Source organism: Prevotella sp. C561 (assembly GCF_000224595.1).
Lineage (GTDB): Bacteria > Bacteroidota > Bacteroidia > Bacteroidales > Bacteroidaceae > Prevotella > Prevotella jejuni.
Genome location: NZ_JH114154.1, coordinates 21,556 through 40,616, shown reverse-complemented (window position 1 = coordinate 40,616; position 19,061 = coordinate 21,556). Strand labels below are relative to the sequence as shown.

General features: G+C 42.8%; 15 protein-coding genes. 10 read left to right on the top strand and 5 right to left on the bottom strand.

The features are described 5' to 3' along the window. Positions 1-17: 17 nt before the first annotated feature. The 4 genes from HMPREF0666_RS13570 (at position 18) to HMPREF0666_RS13555 (ending at position 4,333) form a co-directional block, all read left to right on the top strand. Positions 18-1,187, top strand: coding sequence for a pyridoxal phosphate-dependent aminotransferase (locus tag HMPREF0666_RS13570; protein WP_009012942.1), 1,170 nt, complete (start codon positions 18-20; stop codon positions 1,185-1,187). A 74-nt stretch (positions 1,188-1,261) separates the two neighbouring features. Continuing rightward, positions 1,262-2,326 (top strand): bifunctional 3-deoxy-7-phosphoheptulonate synthase/chorismate mutase type II, encoded by a 1,065-nt coding sequence (locus HMPREF0666_RS13565; RefSeq protein WP_009012941.1) that lies wholly within the window; start codon positions 1,262-1,264, stop codon positions 2,324-2,326. Positions 2,327-2,536: 210 nt separating this feature from the next. Continuing rightward, entirely contained in the window at positions 2,537-3,331 is a 795-nt protein-coding gene (locus HMPREF0666_RS13560; RefSeq protein WP_009012940.1) for a prephenate dehydrogenase/arogenate dehydrogenase family protein, read from the top strand. Positions 3,332-3,358: 27 nt separating this feature from the next. Then, positions 3,359-4,333: an endonuclease/exonuclease/phosphatase family protein gene (locus HMPREF0666_RS13555; protein WP_009012939.1), complete on the top strand. Its 975-nt coding sequence runs from the start codon at positions 3,359-3,361 to the stop codon at positions 4,331-4,333. Positions 4,334-4,561: 228 nt separating this feature from the next. On the opposite strand, the gene HMPREF0666_RS13550 is transcribed toward HMPREF0666_RS13555, so the two are convergent. Further along, a complete protein-coding gene (locus HMPREF0666_RS13550) occupies positions 4,562-5,083 on the bottom strand; it encodes a GNAT family acetyltransferase (RefSeq protein WP_009012938.1) in 522 nt (173 codons plus the stop codon). A 216-nt stretch (positions 5,084-5,299) separates the two neighbouring features. Here HMPREF0666_RS13550 and HMPREF0666_RS13545 point away from each other — a divergent pair, with 216 nt between their 5' ends. Both HMPREF0666_RS13545 and HMPREF0666_RS13540 read left to right on the top strand, forming a co-directional pair. Further along, on the top strand, positions 5,300-6,805 hold the full coding sequence (locus HMPREF0666_RS13545; protein ID WP_009012937.1) for a glutamine synthetase family protein: 1,506 nt from the start codon (positions 5,300-5,302) through the stop codon (positions 6,803-6,805). Between the two features lie 308 nt (positions 6,806-7,113). Then, complete coding sequence (locus HMPREF0666_RS13540) at positions 7,114-8,373, top strand: nucleotide sugar dehydrogenase (RefSeq protein ID WP_009012936.1); 1,260 nt, start codon at positions 7,114-7,116, stop codon at positions 8,371-8,373. Between the two features lie 770 nt (positions 8,374-9,143). Here the strand turns inward: HMPREF0666_RS13540 and HMPREF0666_RS13535 are convergent. From HMPREF0666_RS13535 to HMPREF0666_RS13520, 4 genes are all read right to left on the bottom strand, one after another. Beyond that, on the bottom strand, positions 9,144-9,503 hold the full coding sequence (locus HMPREF0666_RS13535) for a DUF2023 family protein (RefSeq protein WP_176414839.1): 360 nt from the start codon (positions 9,501-9,503) through the stop codon (positions 9,144-9,146). Between the two features lie 48 nt (positions 9,504-9,551). After that, positions 9,552-10,040, bottom strand: a complete 489-nt coding sequence (fldA, locus tag HMPREF0666_RS13530) for a flavodoxin FldA (RefSeq protein ID WP_009012932.1) — start codon at positions 10,038-10,040, stop codon at positions 9,552-9,554. A 120-nt stretch (positions 10,041-10,160) separates the two neighbouring features. Beyond that, a complete protein-coding gene (locus HMPREF0666_RS13525) occupies positions 10,161-12,257 on the bottom strand; it encodes a S8 family serine peptidase (protein ID WP_009012931.1) in 2,097 nt (698 codons plus the stop codon). 707 nt (positions 12,258-12,964) lie between these two features. Further along, positions 12,965-13,837, bottom strand: a complete 873-nt coding sequence (locus HMPREF0666_RS13520) for an AraC family transcriptional regulator (RefSeq protein WP_009012930.1) — start codon at positions 13,835-13,837, stop codon at positions 12,965-12,967. A gap of 180 nt (positions 13,838-14,017) precedes the next feature. On the opposite strand from HMPREF0666_RS13520, the gene HMPREF0666_RS13515 reads away from it, so the two are divergent. From HMPREF0666_RS13515 to HMPREF0666_RS13500, 4 genes are all read left to right on the top strand, one after another. After that, a complete protein-coding gene (locus HMPREF0666_RS13515) occupies positions 14,018-15,289 on the top strand; it encodes a TolC family protein (protein ID WP_042856429.1) in 1,272 nt (423 codons plus the stop codon). Between the two features lie 13 nt (positions 15,290-15,302). Further along, positions 15,303-16,319 (top strand): HlyD family secretion protein, encoded by a 1,017-nt coding sequence (locus HMPREF0666_RS13510; protein WP_009012928.1) that lies wholly within the window; start codon positions 15,303-15,305, stop codon positions 16,317-16,319. A gap of 8 nt (positions 16,320-16,327) precedes the next feature. Further along, the gene (locus HMPREF0666_RS13505) at positions 16,328-17,803 is read left to right on the top strand and encodes an ATP-binding cassette domain-containing protein (protein ID WP_009012927.1); all 1,476 of its coding nucleotides are present in this window, start codon (positions 16,328-16,330) and stop codon (positions 17,801-17,803) included. Positions 17,804-18,002: 199 nt separating this feature from the next. Further along, complete coding sequence (locus HMPREF0666_RS13500; protein ID WP_042856427.1) at positions 18,003-19,061, top strand: ABC transporter permease; 1,059 nt, start codon at positions 18,003-18,005, stop codon at positions 19,059-19,061.

Sequence of the window (19,061 nt, the reverse complement as noted above, 5' to 3'; positions counted from 1 at the left end):
TATAAACTAAGTAGCTTATGATACAGCCAGCAAATAGAGTGCAAGAAGTGCAGGAATACTACTTCTCACGCAAACTGAAGGAGGTGGCGAAGATGAACGCTGAGGGAAAGGATATCATCTCCTTGGCCATTGGCAGCCCAGATATGCCACCGTCAAAACAAACTGTTGATAAACTCTGTGAGGTAGCCTGCCTATCGTCAGAGCATGGTTATCAGCCTACAATAGGTACGTCAGAACTCCGTACGGCTATGGCTGGCTTTTATAAACGGTGGTATGATGTAGAGATAGATGCTGCTACAGAGGTACAACCTCTCATTGGCTCTAAGGAAGGAATCCTACATGTCACCTTGGCCTTCGTAAATCCTGGCGAGCAGGTGTTGGTTCCTAATCCAGGTTATCCTACCTACACAGCACTCTCCCGACTATTAGGAGCAGAGGTGGTCACCTATGACTTGAGGGAAGACAAGGGTTGGCAACCTGATTTCGACGCATTAGAGCAAATGGACCTGAGTCGAGTTCGGCTGATGTGGACCAACTATCCGAATATGCCAACAGGTGGGAATGCTTGTCGAGAGACCTATCAACGCTTAGTAGACTTTGCTCGTCGACATGGTATAGTTGTCGTTAACGATAACCCCTATTCGTTTATTCTCAATGAAGGGGAGAAGTTGAGCCTGTTACAAGTACCTGGCGCAAAGGATTGCTGTATTGAATTTAACTCCCTTTCGAAGTCATATAATATGCCAGGCTGGCGTGTTGGAATGTGCGTTACCAACCCAACATTCATCTCATGGATACTGAAAGTGAAGAGTAATATCGACTCAGGAACCTTCAGAGGTATTCAGTTAGCAGCAGCCGAAGCTATGAACACGAATACAGATGAGTGGCATCAGCACTATAACATAGCCGTTTATCGCTCCCGTCGAGTTATCGCAGAAGAGATAATGTCACTATTAGGTTGCACCTATGATAAGTCTCAAGTCGGTATGTTTCTATGGGGTAAGATACCAGAGAAGTATGTTGATGCAGAACAACTGACAGAGCGTGTGTTACATGAAGCACATGTGTTTATAGCGCCTGGCTTCATCTTTGGGAGTAATGGTCGACGTTATGTGCGCCTCTCTCTATGTGCAAAAGACGAGCAGATGAAGGAAGCGTACGCCCGTATTGCATCTTTAGACTGGTAAAATAAGGTTATATGCATCATTTATATTACCTTTGGAGAACAATTAAGAAAGTAAAGACTAAAAGATAGATAATTATGGAGTTAGAGTTAGAACCTTTACGACTACCGAGCGATAAGAAACGCCCTATAGTTATTGCTGGTCCTTGTTCGGCTGAAACAGAAGAACAGGTGATGTCTACAGCACGCAATCTTGCAGCCAAGGGGTGCCATATCTTCCGTGCAGGTATATGGAAACCACGGACGAAACCGGGTGGTTTTGAGGGTAATGGTGAGATGGCCTTACCATGGATGAAGCAAGTGAAAGAAGAGACAGGAATGCTGATTGCTACCGAAGTAGCTACACCTGAGCATGTTGAGGCTGCCTTGAAGTATGATATGGACATCTTGTGGATAGGTGCAAGAACGTCTGCTAATCCTTTTGCTGTGCAGGCTTTGGCTGATGCCTTACAAGGAGTAGACATCCCAGTATTGGTTAAGAACCCAGTAAACCCAGACCTTGAGCTGTGGATAGGGGCACTTCTTCGTCTTAATCAAGCGGGCTTGAAGCGACTGGGTGTTATCCATCGAGGTTTCTCAAGTTATGAAAAGAAGATCTATAGAAATGCTCCTATGTGGCAGATTCCTATTGAGTTGCGTCGAAGAATACCTGGTCTGCCAATTATCTGTGACCCAAGTCATATTGGAGGACGGCGTGACTTGATTGCGCCTCTTTGCCAACAGGCGATGGACTTAGGGTTTGATGGTCTGATTGTTGAGAGTCATTGTAGTCCGGAGAAGGCATGGAGTGATGCCGCACAGCAGGTCACCCCTGATATTCTTGATTATATCCTTTCTCTCTTAGTGGTGCGTGATCATAACTCAACCACCGAAGAGCTGCGTTTCCTTCGTACACAGATAGACGAGATAGACAACTCTTTGATGGGTCTACTTGCCAAGCGTTTCCGTATTTGTCGAGAGATAGGAACCTTTAAGAAGGAGCACAACATGACCATTCTTCAGGCTGGTAGATACAATGAAATCCTTGAGAAGCGTGGTGCACAAGCAAGTCTTTGTGGTATGGATGCTAACTTTGCTGCTCAAGTCTTTGAACTCATACATGAGGAAAGTGTACGTCAACAACTGGAGATAGTGAATAAGTAGGGTAGTGGGTGTTGGGTGATGGGTGTTAGGTGTTGATGAATAGTGATGAAGGGGATGTAATGACGTTATGTAAAAATCTCCTAAATATGCTTTTCTTTACTCACCACTCATCATCTAACAGTCACCATTACAATTCGTAAACACCCATCACCCATCATTCACCACCTATCATTTATCACCCAACACCAACCACCTAACACTCAAGCAAACATGAGAATACTAATTATGGGAGCAGGAAAGATGGGGAGTTTCTTCATCGACTTGCTCAGTTTCGACCATGAAGTGGCTGCTTACGAGAAGGATGCACGCCGTCTTCGCTTTACTTATAACTGTCAGAGGTTTACGTCTTTGGAGGAAGTGAAAGGCTTTCTACCAGAGCTTGTTATCAATGCTGTAACAGTGAAATATACGTTATCAGCATTTGAAGAGGTGCTACCCGTATTACCGAAGGACTGTATTTTGTCTGATATCAGTTCGGTAAAGACGGGCCTGAAAGCCTGGTATGACCAATGTGGCCACCCATACGTCTCTACGCATCCAATGTTTGGTCCAACCTTCGCCAACCTCAATCAGCTAAGTGAAGAGAATGCAATCATCATCAGTGAAGGCGATTATATGGGCCGAATCTTCTTTAAGGACCTCTACCAAAGGCTCGGCTTGAATATATATGAGTATAGCTTCGAGGAACACGATAAGACTGTAGCTTATTCTCTGAGTATTCCTTTCGTCTCTACCTTCGTCTTTGCGGCTGTGATGAAACACCAAGACGCACCAGGCACAACCTTCAAACGGCACATGCGGATAGCTAAGGGAGTATTGAACGAAGACGATTATCTGCTTCAGGAAATTCTCTTCAACCCATATACCTATGACCAAGTGGCACAGATACGCACAGAGTTAAAGGAACTGTTACAGATTATCAACGATAAAGATGCAGCTAAAATGAAAGCTTATCTAACCAAGATTCGCAATCATGTGGCACGAGATATCGAAATAAAGAAATAATTGCTATATCCTTAAAACCTAACTACTATGCGCATATTGTTAACCTCCTTTCTTCTGTTGAGTACGCTTCTGTCAGTAGCTCAAACACGTTTAACGATTGTTGAGTTCAATACCGAGAACCTGTTTGATACTCGGCATGATTCCTTAAAAGACGACCATGAGTTCTTGCCAGACTCTCCCCGTCATTGGACACGTACTAAATACTGGCAGAAACTGAATAGGATAGGACAAGCAATCATTGCTTGTGGGGAAGATAGCAGCGGTTGGTCGCTACCCGATATAGTGGGTTTATGTGAGGTGGAGAACGATAGTGTGCTCTTTGATCTTACTCGTCGTTCATTATTACGTAAGGCTCGTTATGAGTATGTGATGACTTCCTCTAATGATGCTCGTGGTATTGACGTGGCTTTATTGTACTCGCCTTTCTCCTTCCGCTTGATTAAAGCGGATACGTTACGCGTCAAGCCAATGAAGAATATGCGTCCGACTCGTGATATCCTACATGTAGAAGGCGAAATAGAAAACGGTGATACGCTACACATCTTCCTACTTCATGCACCGAGTAGAATGGGTGGCGAACTTTATTCCCGACCTTTTAGAAAACACGTGATGGAGCGGTTATGTAATGCTATAGACTCTCTTCGCCGTACTTATACAGAACCGAAACTATTGGTGATGGGCGACTTCAATGATTATGCTGACAGTCCTTCGCTTTTACTCGCATACGAACATGGGTTGTTTAATGTGTCGGCAGGGGTGCAGGGACGTAATGGTGCGAAAGGAACCTATCGTTATCATGGAGAGTGGGGTAGCCTCGACCAGATGCTCATTAGTGATAACCTACGGTCGTGGGTGGCTGGTTGTCGTATCAATGATGCACCCTTCTTGTTAGAAGAAGATACGAAATACGGCGGAGTAAAGCCCCGCCGTAACTATAATGGAATGCGTTTTAACAATGGATTTAGCGACCATTTACCACTTGTTCTACGTCTTCACCATTGAAGCAAACAACTCTCTCTTTGATTTATTTTCATGAAGAAAAATATTTTTCTTCATGAAAATAAATATTTCCGTTCGTGTAAATAAATTCTTCTTTTCATGAAAATAATTCAGAAGGAGAACTTAACTACCAATTACGATACTTATTATTAGGAAGGAGAACTTAGACTTCTAAAACGTAAACAACCACTTACTCTGAAAGAGGAAACAAAGTAATACGGTGATAGATAGCTAAAATATACGTTGAAAAGCTCGTCTACTATCCCCATTCTCCACGTAGATAACACCACAATAAACAAAACCTAACCGAGCCAAGGAGGCTTGCATAGGACGATTGTCTGCATGTGTGTCAATACGAATGGAGGAGGTAAACGACGAACAATAGCTGATGACATCTGCCATCACACCATGTACACCTTCTGCAGATGCCGCACGATGGATAACATAATAAGGTTGATCGTCGAGCCAACTACCATCATCATTACGCTGATAATTAGGCTCTGGCCCCTCTTTGAATACAAATGTTGCAATGGCCTTGCCTCCTTCATAAAGCAGATAACAATCGCCTTGCACAATGTCACGCTCTATGGTCTCTATAGCAGGATAGTTTGCTGACCATTGATTAGGATTGCCAGCTTTTATCATCTTTGCTTTCCCTTGTTCAATAAAGTCTATTACAACCGACAAATCAGCTATAGAAGCCTTCTTAACAGTACGATTATTCGACAGGTTTATTGTTTTCTTTTTTGTCATAAGATATCTCCTTTTATTACTCCAACGATACAAAAGTACAAAGAAAACCTAACATCAAGGTTCTCATAGATAGGAAAAAGACACAAAAAGAAAAAGGACAAGATGGTTACCAATAATGATGTGAAGAAAAATAGTATGTAAAATAATTGCGAATAAAGAAATTAATATGTATTTTTGTCAGCAGAATCGAATACTAACTTTATAAAACCTATGACAATGGAGAATAACCTTTTTACGCGTTCAGCTAATAGGCTGGAAGCACACCTTGGGAAGAATGCACATGAGTTTACGAAAGATGACATCAAACAAGTTGTCGAAGACTTGAACATCAAGATGGTAAACTTTATGTATCCTGCTGGTGATGGACGATTGAAAACATTGAATTTCATGCTCCACACCCCCGACTACTTGGAGACAATCCTTACAAGTGGCGAGCGCGTTGACGGCTCTTCACTCTTCAGCTTCATTGCTGCAGGAAGTAGTGACCTCTATGTAATGCCTCGTTTCTCTACGGCTTTCATCGATCCTTTCTCAGAGATTCCAACGCTTTGCATGCTCTGTTCATTCTTCGATCGTGACGGCAATCCGTTAGCTTCATCACCTGAGTACACGCTCCGAAAGGCTATGGATGCCTTTAAGAAAGTGACAGGCATGGAGTTTCAGGCTATGGGTGAGTTAGAGTATTATGTTATCCGAGAGGATGAGGGAGTGTTCCCTGCTGACGACCAACATGGTTATCACGAGAGTACACCTTTCTCTAAGGGTAACGATTTCCGCATGCGCTCTATGCAACTAATTGCCGAGTGTGGCGGAAAAATTAAGTATGGACACTCTGAGGTGGGCAACTTCGTGGAGAATGGACGCTGCTATGAACAGAACGAAATTGAGTTCTTACCAGTCCCTGCAAACGAGTGTGCGGAGCAATTACTCATTGCTAAATGGGTTATCCGCAGCTTAGGTTATGAGGAAGGACTTGATATTACTTTCGCTCCTAAGATTACTGTGGGCAAAGCCGGGTCTGGTATGCACATCCACATGCGCATAATGAAGGACGGAAAGAATATGATGTTAGACAATGGTAAGTTGTCACTGGACGCTCGTAAGGCTATTGCGGGTATGATGGATTTGGCAGAAAGTATCACTGCCTTTGGTAATAAGAACCCAACATCTTACTTCCGTCTTGTTCCACATCAGGAGGCTCCAACAAATGTATGCTGGGGTATGAGCAACCGTTCTGTGCTTGTTCGTGTACCATTAGGCTGGACTTCTGGCGAAGATATGTGCCATAAGGCTAACAACGTGGAGCCACTTACAGCACGTGACTACTCTATCAAGCAGACTGTCGAGATGCGTTCACCTGACGCTTCGGCTGATATCTATCAGCTCTTGGCTGGTCTTTGCGTTGCTTGTCGCCATGGCTTCGAGATGGCCAACGCTGAGGCAGAGGCAGAGAGAACCTTTGCTGACGGTGACATCCACGATCCAAAGAATGCTGAACGCTATGCTACATTGGCTCAACTGCCTGATAGCTGTGCTGCTTCAGCGGATTGCTTGGAACGTCAACGCAAGGTTTATGAAGAGTATGATGTGTTCTCTCCTGCCATGATTGATGGTATCATCAAACAGCTCCGCTCATACAATGACCGTACACTACGTCAAGAGATAGAGGGCAAGGAGATGATGATGGAAAAACTTGTTCGCCAGTACTTCCACTGCGGATAAAACAAAACATCTATCTAAACTGTAAATAAGATTAGTACTAACATAAAATCCCAGGCAACAAAATGGTTGTCTGGGATTTTTATAATCATCGTCTTTTACCTGTTGCAGTATGATTTACACTGAACGTAAGTCATTTCTATCTATCATTTACACATCTCTATATTTCATATAAACAATAACAAAAGAACACTAAAAAGCTGAGAGGCAAATAAAACAAAGGCAAGAAGGGATTTAGTAAGGATTTTGTCCTTATCCTTTGTAGTATTCAAATAGAAATACGTATCTTTGCATACAAGCTGAACAAAACAATGGATAAGGATATTAAAGACGTAAAGATAGCTGTGGCTGGAACTGGTTATGTGGGTCTCAGTATAGCTACATTGCTGAGTCAACACCACCCTGTAATGGCTGTTGATGTAGTTAAAGAAAAGGTGGAACTGATTAATAATAAGCGTTCGCCTATTCAAGACGATTATATAGAACAGTATTTGAGCGAGAAGGACTTAAACCTCACCGCTACGATGGATGCAGAGACGGCTTATAAAGATGCTGACTTTGTAGTCATTGCCACACCAACTAATTACGACCCTGTAAAGAACTACTTTGACACACGACATGTTGAAGAAGTCATCGAAATCGTAATGAAGGTGAATCCTAAGGCTATTATGGTGATTAAGTCGACTATCCCTGTTGGATATACAGAGAATATCAGAGCTAAATATAAGTGTGATAATATTCTCTTTGCACCCGAGTTCCTGCGTGAGAGTAAGGCGCTCTACGATAATCTTTATCCAAGTCGTATCATCATTGGTCGCCCCGAAGGTGACGAACGATTGGACTGTGCGGCCCATGTATTTGCCCAGTTATTACAAGAAGGGGCAATAGAAGAGAATATCCCAACCCTTTTCATGGGATTGACCGAGGCTGAGGCTGTAAAGCTATTTGCTAATACTTACCTCGCCCTGCGTGTTAGCTATTTCAATGAATTGGATACTTACGCTGAGGTGAAAGGGCTTGATACATCTAATATCATACAGGGAGTTTGTCTTGACCCACGTATTGGATCATTCTATAATAATCCTTCTTTTGGTTACGGAGGCTATTGCTTGCCAAAGGACACCAAACAGTTGCTTGCCAACTATGCTGATGTCCCAGAGAATCTTATCCAAGCTATTGTCGAGAGTAACCGTACTCGTAAGGACTTTATAGCCGATCAAGTGTTACACACGGCTGGTTATTATGATTACTATGACCGTGGAGACTATAATCCCGACGAAGAGAAAGAATGTATCATTGGTGTTTATCGACTGACAATGAAGTCGAATAGTGACAATTTCCGCCAAAGTTCTATCCAAGGAGTTATGAAGCGCATTAAGGCTAAAGGGGCACAAGTTATTATCTATGAGCCTACACTTGAAGACGGTGCAACCTTCTTTGGTAGTCTTGTTGTCAATAATCTTTCTGATTTCAAACGCCGTTGTCATGCTATCATTGCCAACCGCTATGATAAATGCCTTGATGATGTGAAGGAGAAAGTGTACACCAGAGATATATTTAGAAGGGATTAATATCCTCCTACTCTTCATCCTCAACCAATGTGTTAATACTTGTCACTCATGGTGCTAACAGCTATCACCATGAGTGCTAATGATATACGCCCTCCGAGAAGTGGATAGTGAAGGTTATACCCAATACCTATTATTTGCAGTAAAACCAGTAATCACAATGAATGTTGGTGACTTACACTCTAAAAGATGTGGATAAGGAACGTTATACCCATTTGTTAGTAAATGATACTTACACCACTAAGAATGTATATTTCTTACTTCGTTATATTGAGAATTAACCCTCCAACGTCAAAATAAGATTACCCGTATAAAAGAGAACCTCCAGTGAATTATATACTAACCAAATACTGTTAATATCATCCATTGCCCTTTCATTTAGAATCTTCTACCAACCCTCTATAGGCTAAACATCATCAACTCTGCTTTTAGATAAAACTATTATTCCTGTCATAGCTGTCATAGCTTTTATACTCATAACCTTCTTCTCTTCAACAAGATACAGCACACATTAAATATTAAATGTGCTATCATTTGGAAGATAAATACGCTTATAAGCAGTTTGTCCAGACCTATCACCATACTTACAGTACGCATAAAACAATGGTAACGACTTATATCATATATGCACACTATCGTAAAAGATATCTCAAACAACTATACTTAAGTGTTTAAAGATAAAAAGGCCTGTCTCACGACAAGCCTATTTATAATACAAAAACATTATGAAATAATTTATTTCGCGAACAAGATTATCATTTAATAATTCTGGCTTATGTCGCACATTTACAGGTGCGACACTTGCGTTCACAGTACCGCTCGCACTGTACGCGAATGTCATAACCCAACATTGCACCAAGGATAAAATCCTCTTCGGGCGTTAGTTGGTTAAGAGGTTTGGTTATCATCAGCCGGATGGCATCAAGACACTCCTGTCGACCGAAGAATAGATTCATACGGTCACGACCCACCGGCTGTATGATATATGGGATATTCTGATGCTCAAGACGGAGCGTGGCGAATGACTCATACTTCTTATTACAAGTATATAAGACCATCTGTCGAACACCTTTCTTGTACTCGTAGATGTGATTCATCAGCACCTTCATATCGGCGGACATCATATCTGTCATCATAGTTATCCCTTTGTATGAATAATTATATTGTAAGTTATAAGGCCTTTACAATGCTGGCTTAATAGCTTCTAACCAAGCATCAATACGACCTTCAGTCTTATCATCTTCGTTTACGTCATCCAATGCAAGGCCAACGAACTTACCGTCAACAACAGCCTCACTATCATCAAAGGTATAACCGTCTGTTGAAACACCTGGAAGAATGTTAGCACCTTCAGCTGCATCATATATCTCCTTCATTGCACTACAGAATGTATCTGAGTAGCTTTCGCTATCACCACAACCAAAGATAGCAACAGTCTTACCAGAAAGATCAGCATTCTTCAGTACGTTAATACCATCATACCAATCATCCTGCAGCTCACCTGCGCCCCAAGTAGACGACCCAAGGATAAGGTTATCATTCTCTGCTACTACATCAGCATTAAAGTCTGATACGTTAATAGCTTCAACTCCAAGTTTCTCAGCAATGGTATTTGCAATGCTTTCACATGTACCGGTTGATGAACCGTAAACAACAATTGTCTTCTTCATATTTCTTTTTACTAATTTAATTCATTATTTTCTTTACGCTTGCAAAGATACAATGAAATTATATTACGTGCAATACCTAAAAATGATGGTTTGTGCAAAATACCTACTTTTAGGGAGTCTTTAATTACATTTCATTAACTTCTTTCCATTTCTTATGTATATTCCTTTAGGTAGATTACTATCATCTGTACCCACATAGCGACCATCTAAGAGGAATATACGATTATCTGACGGTTCTTCCTTACGCTCAATAGCATTGATACCCAAAGCCTTTCTACGTAATACCTCTTGTAGTCCAGCCATAACATCAATCTGTCCATATCCATAAAGATTATTCGGATAGCTAAGTGATGAGTCATAATGCGTACATGTCTTGGCAAAGATATCCATGCAATCGGAGGTTGTCAATGTTGGATCAGCTTGTAACCAAAGAGCGATAGCACCTGTCACAACAGGCGCAGACATTGATGTTCCTGCATTAGCATTCCACGAATAGGTACGTCCATTATACTCGAAACGACGAATATCGCTCTTTAAGTCATTCTTTACAGACCCATCCTCTCTATGCGTATTACTGATATAGAAGGAGCTATATGACGATATGATGTTTTGTCCAGGAGCCATTACATCTGGCTTAATTCGTCCATCGAATGTAGGACCCATGGCCGAGAATGGTGTGCGAACACCGTTCGTACCATTGTTATAGACCTTCTTTTCATTTAGATAGTTTATGAACCGAGTACGATATCCAGTGGCTCCAACAGAGATGACATCGGGCGAAGAGGATGGAGAGAAGACCGTTCTACTACAGTCCCCAGCGTTTAGCGTAGGGTCAAGGACATCGGTCAACATCTCACCAGACGTACGATAAAGCTCAACATCAGCATCTCTACCCATGATTTGAAGCGAGACTTTTGGATTATCTCCCAACCTCTGCTTACAACTAAGCCGTAGGTCGTAAGCTGTTTCTTGGCGATTATAACTATTAGGGAAGGCGAGAACGCTCCATTTATACATCTTTCCATCCACGAGAACAGAGTCTGTCAGAAGTGAGTCCTTAGACGAACACACTCGCACCGTACTCACATCAACCGTTTTAGGAGATGCCACCTTATTATATATAGACACACGGAACGTGAAAGGTTGACGAGACTTAGCTGTACAGCCAAAGCTCTTTGATTTACTACGCAAAAATGTTCCAGCACGTTCCTTATCAATACCTTTATGAATATAGGTGGTCTTCGCACCATCATTCCCAGCTGAAGAAACAATGATACGTCCAGGTCCTGTTAATCCAGCAAGCAACTCGTAGTATAATTGATCATCTCCTCGAAAGTCTTGCGGACTTCCCTCACTAAAATTGATGACACATGGTTGATGATGTTGGGTTGCATAATCAAAGATATACTTAAACCCAAGTGCATCCGTAGCATAGGTGTACTTATAGTAATCTTTTGCTTCTATCAATCCGTAATTGTCTGCTGCATTGTCAACAAAGATGAGGTCGGCCTCACATGCTATCCCTCTATAAGGTGATAGCACACCATCCCCTTCTGCGCCACTACCCGCTGCTATACCAGCAGTATGCGTACCATGTGTTTGTGAAGTTCCATCCAAAGGGCATCCTAATCGCAGTAAACTTTCCTCACCAACATAGTCGCGTCCAACAAAGAGATTAGACCCTATTGTGTCTCGTGACAGTTGATCCCATAAGGCTTTAATGCGATATCGACTCATATCAGCCGTATAGAAATTAGGATGTGTTAGGTCGAAGCCTATGTCTTGGACGCCTACAACGACCCCACGCCCAGTATATGACTGTGTTAACCCCGTCCCTCTATAAACTGGCTCAGCATTGACAACCAGTCGCGTCGTATCCATCTGTATGCTACAACGCCTACCTGTTTCAATCTTACTCACTCGACGATGACAAGACAAAGCCCCTAACTGACTGAGTGGAATGGCTGCAATACTAACATTCCCTACCCGTGCAAGTTCTTTACTTCCATATTTATGTAGTAGTTCGGCAGCATTTCCATCAATGCGCACAAAGGCAGTTAGCACTCTATCATCAGAACATGAACGAGTGAGTTGCTTTGCTGTAAGCGAAGACACCATAGCCTCACGTACGAAAGGCGACATCTTGTCATAACGTGGTCGCTGTGCGTTTAGGCTGATAGCGAGGAAGAGCAGAATAGAAAATAGATAATATCTCATTGCCTGGTATAGCGTTTTAATTACTTAATTCAATATGTTTCTGCAAAGGAACAAAAAATAAATGGAGTATGCAAAGCTATTTAGAAAGACATAACCAACCCCATAACTATCTCTTCATCCTATGTCATGACTTATGCTTCTAACACTTCATTCCACACTTGAATGGTATTATCAGAACCGTAAAAATTCATTACATACCTTCAAGCTAATTGCTCTCAAAAAAGGAGCAAAAAGTATTCTACAAACAAGTCTATAACCTACAACGAATCAGCCGATTACAAACAGTCTCAAAGAAGACGCCCTTCTTGCCCCAAGAAGGGCATGTTCAACACGCAAGAAGGGCATGTTCTTGAATGTAGTTAGGCCTCTTCTTGCCCCTTGAAAAGCATGTATTGGAATCGAGGGGAGCGAAAAATATTGACAAGTGGGAAAGGAGTAAAAAACATAATGGGCGTGAATGGAGCTAAGACAACACCGTCTGCTCTATCTTCGTCTATGCTTCCCTACTTGTTAGGTGAATTATTGTCTAAGGCGAACGAAGCATTGGTACAACCCATTCGGAGCTTTAACACAACATAAGCTGATCCTCATCACTACCAGAGAAGATAGGAAGAAAGGGCTCCTAACATGGTCAATAGAATGAGATACCATGCGATGCTAACATAAAAAATATAAGGGCCACTACTAATAAAAACAGAGAGTAACCATCATAAAGTCATTTTCTCTTGATACTCTCGTGGTGTCATTCCAGTCTCTCGCTTGAAGTATTTGGAAAAGGCAGACGCGTTAGGGAAGTTCAAACGGTCTGCTATCTCATATCCCATAGCGTTATTTGTCTTTAAAAGTACTTTTGCCTCTTGGATAGTAGCACGATTAACCCAGTGCATAACACTCTTACCACTTGCCTTCTTGATAATAGCCGACAGATGATGGGGCGTCACATGCAATTGTTCTGCATAGAAGGGAATAGAGCGTTCATGCGTACAGTGACGATGAACGAGACGCTTAAACTGCAAGAAAAGGTCGTGCAAATGTGAGGTCGAATCATGTTTTGTATTCCCTTCTTCAAGGTCGCTTAAATACTGAATATCCGTAACTATCGATTGTAAAAGGTTCTGGATGGTCTTAGTTCTATAGGGTTTAATCTGTATAAAATCCCATGCAAGGTACACGATACGCATCAAACGAGCAAATTCACTTGGTGAGGTACTGACGACAACCTCATCCATAATATCCAAGCCGTCCCTGAACACTATTGCAACAACACGTGCATCTTCTGATATTTCCTTAACTTCTACTATCGTATCTGTCGGCAAGAGCATGACAGAACCTTTCTCAACATGGCAGTCTTGAAGGTTAACACAAATATCAGCATGACCTTTCAACGCCAGTATCAATCGAGGTTCAACCATCTGATAAATCTTTCCCTCCAAGAGAAAACGAGTGTTTTGAAGATGTCCACCCATAACAAATACGATGTCATCGTTCATCAATATCTTTCCTTGTTCGGGTTGCTGATAGACTTCATCAAGGTCAATACTCTCCATAGAGAGCGCATTGATGTTCTTTACTTCCGCCATAATTGCCTTATTGTATGATTAGATTGCAAATTTAACATTATCTTTGTGAATACGAGGTGATATTATATAGAAATCGTACAATATGACAATTTATTCGGTGTAAAGCATTACCACTCTGTATCAGAATAACCTTATCTTTGTCAAATGAAAGTAATTAGACCATAAATGACAGGAAAGTATATGAGAATAAAGGTATTAATCCTCTCCCTGATAGCTTCGGCATCAGTTGTACAAGCACAGACATTAGACGAGTGCCAATGTGCGGCAGAGAAGCACTATCCCATTATCAAGCGTTATGACTTGATAGCAAAGACAACCGACTTAACGGTTAAGAACATTCAGAAAGGGTGGTTGCCACAGGTGACTGCAGCTGCCCAAGCTACTTATCAGAGCGCTGTTGCTGCATGGCCTGACCATCTGCAAAGTATGTTCCAACAGGTAGGACTGAAGATGAAAGGTCTTAGGAAAGACCAATATAAGCTATCTATTGATGTACAGCAACCTATTTATGATGGTGGTGCTATCAGTGGTCAACGTAAGATAGCCAGCCAGGAAGGAAAGGTACAGGAGGCTGAGAACGAGGTTAACCTGTACCAGGTGCGAAGAAGGGTCAATGAGTTATACTTCTCACTCTTGCTCCTTAACGAACAAATCAAGCTCAATGACGATGTCAAAGCACTGCTACAATCGAGCGAGCAGAAACTCTCTGCCATGGTGAAAGGTGGTACGGCAGCAACAAGTGACTATGAGAACGTGAGGGCCGAACGGCTTAGCGCAGAGCAAGCTAACGAGAGTCTGAAAGCACAGAAACTGATGTTAAGTAGGATATTAAGCGTCTTCTGTGGTATTGAAATCACTCATCTGCAGAAACCTCAAGCTCTTGACGCAGTTGTATCAGCGAATACTCGACCAGAGATGAGGCTCTTTGACAATCAATTACGCCTTTCTGAAGTACAAGAGAAAGCCTTAGACGCACGATTGAAGCCACATTTAGGGCTCTTTGCACAAGGCTTTTATGGTTATCCGGGACTCAATATGTTTGAGGATATGATGCAACATAAATGGAGTCTGAACGGCTTAGTGGGCGTAAAACTATCGTGGAACATCGGTGCACTCTATACTCATAAGAATGATAAAGCAAAACTGAGACTACAACGAGAACAAATAGAGAATGCACGAGAAGTATTCTTGTTTAACAACAGTATAGACGAGATACAACAGAAAGAGAATATCAATAGGTACCGTAAAATGATGCAGAACGACGACGAAATCATCGACCTGCGCACCCATATCCGTAAGGCTGCTGAGTCGAAACTGGCTCATGGAATTATTGATGTAAATAGTTTGTTGAGAGAGATTAACAATGAGAACGCTGCCAAGTCACAGCAAGCTATACACGAGATTGACATGCTCAAAGAGATGTATAACCTAAAGTTCACCAACAACGAATAAAACAACTAAAGATATGAAAAAGCTTCTTTTAATAAGCCTCGGTGCTCTGATGATAGCATCATGTGCGAAAGACAAGAAAGACTATGACGCTACTGGGACATTTGAGGCTACTGAAGTGACTGTGTCGGCAGAGTCGACTGGACAGCTTGAGAACTTCAATGTAAGTGAAGGAGAGGTGTTGAATGGAGGTTTGACAGTGGGTCAGATTGATGCCCGACAGCTCACCTTAAAGCGTGAACAACTAACGAGTAGCAACGAACAACTTGCTGCCACACACGGACAATTAGCCGCTAACAAACGCCAGTTGGCTGCTAATCAGCTGGCAACGAGCAGCAAACAACTTGATTTGAAGAAGCAGGTAGCAGCTATCCGACAGCAGATTGCAAACCAGCAACGGGAGCGTCAACGCTTTGCAGAGCTTTTGCAGGACGGAGCCGTCGCTCGGAAGCAAGTTGATGACATAGACTATCAGATACAGGTATTGCTGAAACAACTTGCTGCCACAGAAGAACAGATAAGTAGTCAGAACACTTCTTTAGCCGAACAGAACAAAGGGATTACGGCACAGATGGAGGGTATAGACGCACAACAGGCTGGTATCAATGCTCAACAGGCTGGAGTACGTACGCAACAAGCCCAACTTGACGACCAAATAGCCCATACCTTCGTGCGGAGTCCGATTACAGGAACGGTCTTGGAGAAGTATGTTGAGGCTGGAGAGTATGTCCCTGTTGGTAGGCCTCTCTTCAAGATTGCCGACACCAAGAGGATGTTTCTCCGTGCATACGTTACTTCCGAGCAATTGAAACGTGTGAAGATAGGGCAGAAGGTAAAGGTCATGGCCGACTATGGGAAAGGTCAGAAGAAAACCTATAATGGGGTGGTCACCTGGATATCAAGCCGTTCAGAGTTTACGCCAAAGACCATTGTTACAGACGACGAAAGGGCCGACTTGGTGTATGCCATTAAGATACAATTCACGAACGATGGCTATGTGAAGATAGGTATGTATGGTGAGGTGAAATTTTAACAATGCTGATGAACGCAATAGAAGTAAACCAAGTATCTAAGCGATACGGCAAAGTACAGGCATTACAAGACGTCAGCTTTTCCGTAAGGAAAGGTGAGCTCTTCGGTGTTATCGGCCCAGATGGTGCAGGTAAGACGTCACTCTATCGCATTCTCTGTTCTTTGCTCCTTCCTGACGAAGGCTCCGTAAGGGTTGAGGGGTACGATGTCATACAAGAAATGAAGGAGATAAGAAAGCGGGTTGGATACATGCCTGGGAAGTTCTCACTCTATCAAGACTTAACAGTAGAGGAGAACCTCCACTTCTTTGCGACGCTCTTTGGTACCACAGTTGAGGAGAACTACGATGCTATCAAGGCTATCTATTCGCAGATAGAACCCTTCAAAGACCGCAAGGCTGGGGCACTATCGGGTGGTATGAAGCAGAAGTTAGCTCTCTGCTGTGCTCTCGTTCATAAGCCGAGTGTCCTCTTCTTGGACGAGCCGACAACAGGTGTCGACCCTGTTAGCCGTAAGGAGTTATGGGACATACTCTCCCTACTGAAAAAGCGGGAGATAACCATCGTTGCCTCCACCCCTTATCTTGATGAGGTGAGACGCTGTGAACGGGTGGCTTTCCTATCGGAAGGCAAGATAAGAGGTACTGGTTCGCCAGAGAAGATACTCCATGAGTTTAGCGACATCTTTAGTCCTCCCAACCTTGAACATGATGAAAAGCATGATAACAACAAGGTGGGAAGCACAACAGAAAACGTAATTGAAGTGGAACATCTGGTAAAGGCTTTCGGCACTTTCCACGCTGTTGACGATATCTCTTTCACGGTGAGAAAGGGTGAAATCTTCGGTTTTCTTGGAGCCAACGGAGCAGGTAAGACAACTGCTATGCACATGCTCACAGGACTCAACCAGCCCACAAGTGGGACAGGAAGAGTTGTGGGATACGACATCCGGACAGACTATGAGCAGATAAAGAAGCACATTGGCTATATGAGTCAGAAGTTCTCTCTCTATGAAGACCTTACTGTGGCAGAGAATATCAGTCTGTTTGCTGGTATCTACGGAATGAACGATAAAGAGATTAAACACAAGACCGACGCTCTTCTCCAACGCCTGAACTTCTCAGAACATCGTGACACCTTAGTGTCAAGTCTGCCCTTAGGTTGGAAACAGAAGTTAGCCTTCTCGGTGAGTATCTTCCACTCTCCTGGTATCGTCTTCCTCGACGAACCGACGGGAGGAGTTGACCCTGCTACACGAAGACAATTCTGGGAATTAATCTACGATGCCGCCCAAAGAGGTATAACCGTCTTTGTTACGACCCACTATATGGACGAGGCTGAATATTGCGACCGCATCTCCATCATGGTTGATGGGAAGATTAAAGCCCTCGGAACACCCAACGAACTGAAACAGAAGTTCAATCTACCCGATATTGACCAGGTCTTTACCTACTTAGCTCGACAGGCGAAGAGGAGTTCAGACTAAGTTACATGAGACGCTACGAAATGTTCGCGAAGAGTTTAGAAAATATTCGCGAACAATCTGCAAAAAGTTCGCGAACTAATTTGAGGAAGCTTAGGAACTTTTTGGAAAAAGCTTAGGAGCTTTTGAGAGAAAGCTTAATAGCTTTTGAGAAAATCGCTTAGAACAGCATGACAACATGCAAAAAGGAAACCAACAAGCAATGAAACAATTTATATCATTCATCATCAAGGAAGCTAAACACATTGTTCGAGACAAACGAACAATGCTGATTCTCTTTGGAATGCCTATCATCATGATGCTTCTCTTTGGTTATGCCGTTAGGAATGACGTGCGGAATGTACGGACGGTGATAGTGATGAGTAACACTGATTACGTCACTCAGCAGGCTGTCGACCGCTTATCTGCATCGGAGTATTTCACGATAACGCAGGTTGTTGCTACTCCCGTAGAGGCCGAACAAGCTATCCGAGACCAAAAGGCCGACTTGGCTATCGTCTTTGGAAAGGACTATGCCAGCGGACATTCAGGCCTTCAATTCATAGTAGATGGTGCCGACCCGAATATGGCGCAACAATGGACTCAATACGCCAATGCCGTCATTACGAATCCGAATAACGGCTTAGTAAATACGAAACTACTGTATAATCCGCAAATGAAGTCGGCTTACAACTTCGTTCCTGCTATCATGGGAACACTGTTGATGTTGGTATGTGCCATGATGACTTCTATCTCTATTGTTCGCGAAAAAGAGCGGGGAACAATGGAGGTGCTGCTGGTATCGCCCGTTCGACCAATACTTATCATCATCGCAAAGGCCATTCCTTACTTGGTGCTTGCCTTCATCATCCTAATTGTCATCCTACTTATGGCAAACAGCCTACTCGGTGTTCCCTTGCAGGGGTCGGTGTTCTGGATATTCGTTATCTCTACTATCTATATCCTCTTAGCCCTTTCATTAGGCTTACTTGTATCTAACATTGCCAAAACACAGTTAGTTGCTTTGTTGTTATCAGCAATGGTACTGCTCATGCCTATCGTGATGCTTTCTGGTATGTTCTTCCCTATTGAGTCGATGCCAAAGGTGTTGCAATACGTTTCGGCTATCATTCCGACACGTTACTATACTAGTGCTATGCGCAAACTGATGATTATGGGGGTGGGAGTAAGACAAGTGATGCACGAGATGATAGTCTTAATTTGTATGCTCATCGGCCTGCTCGGACTATCGCTCGCCATGTTTAACAAACGATTAGAGTAA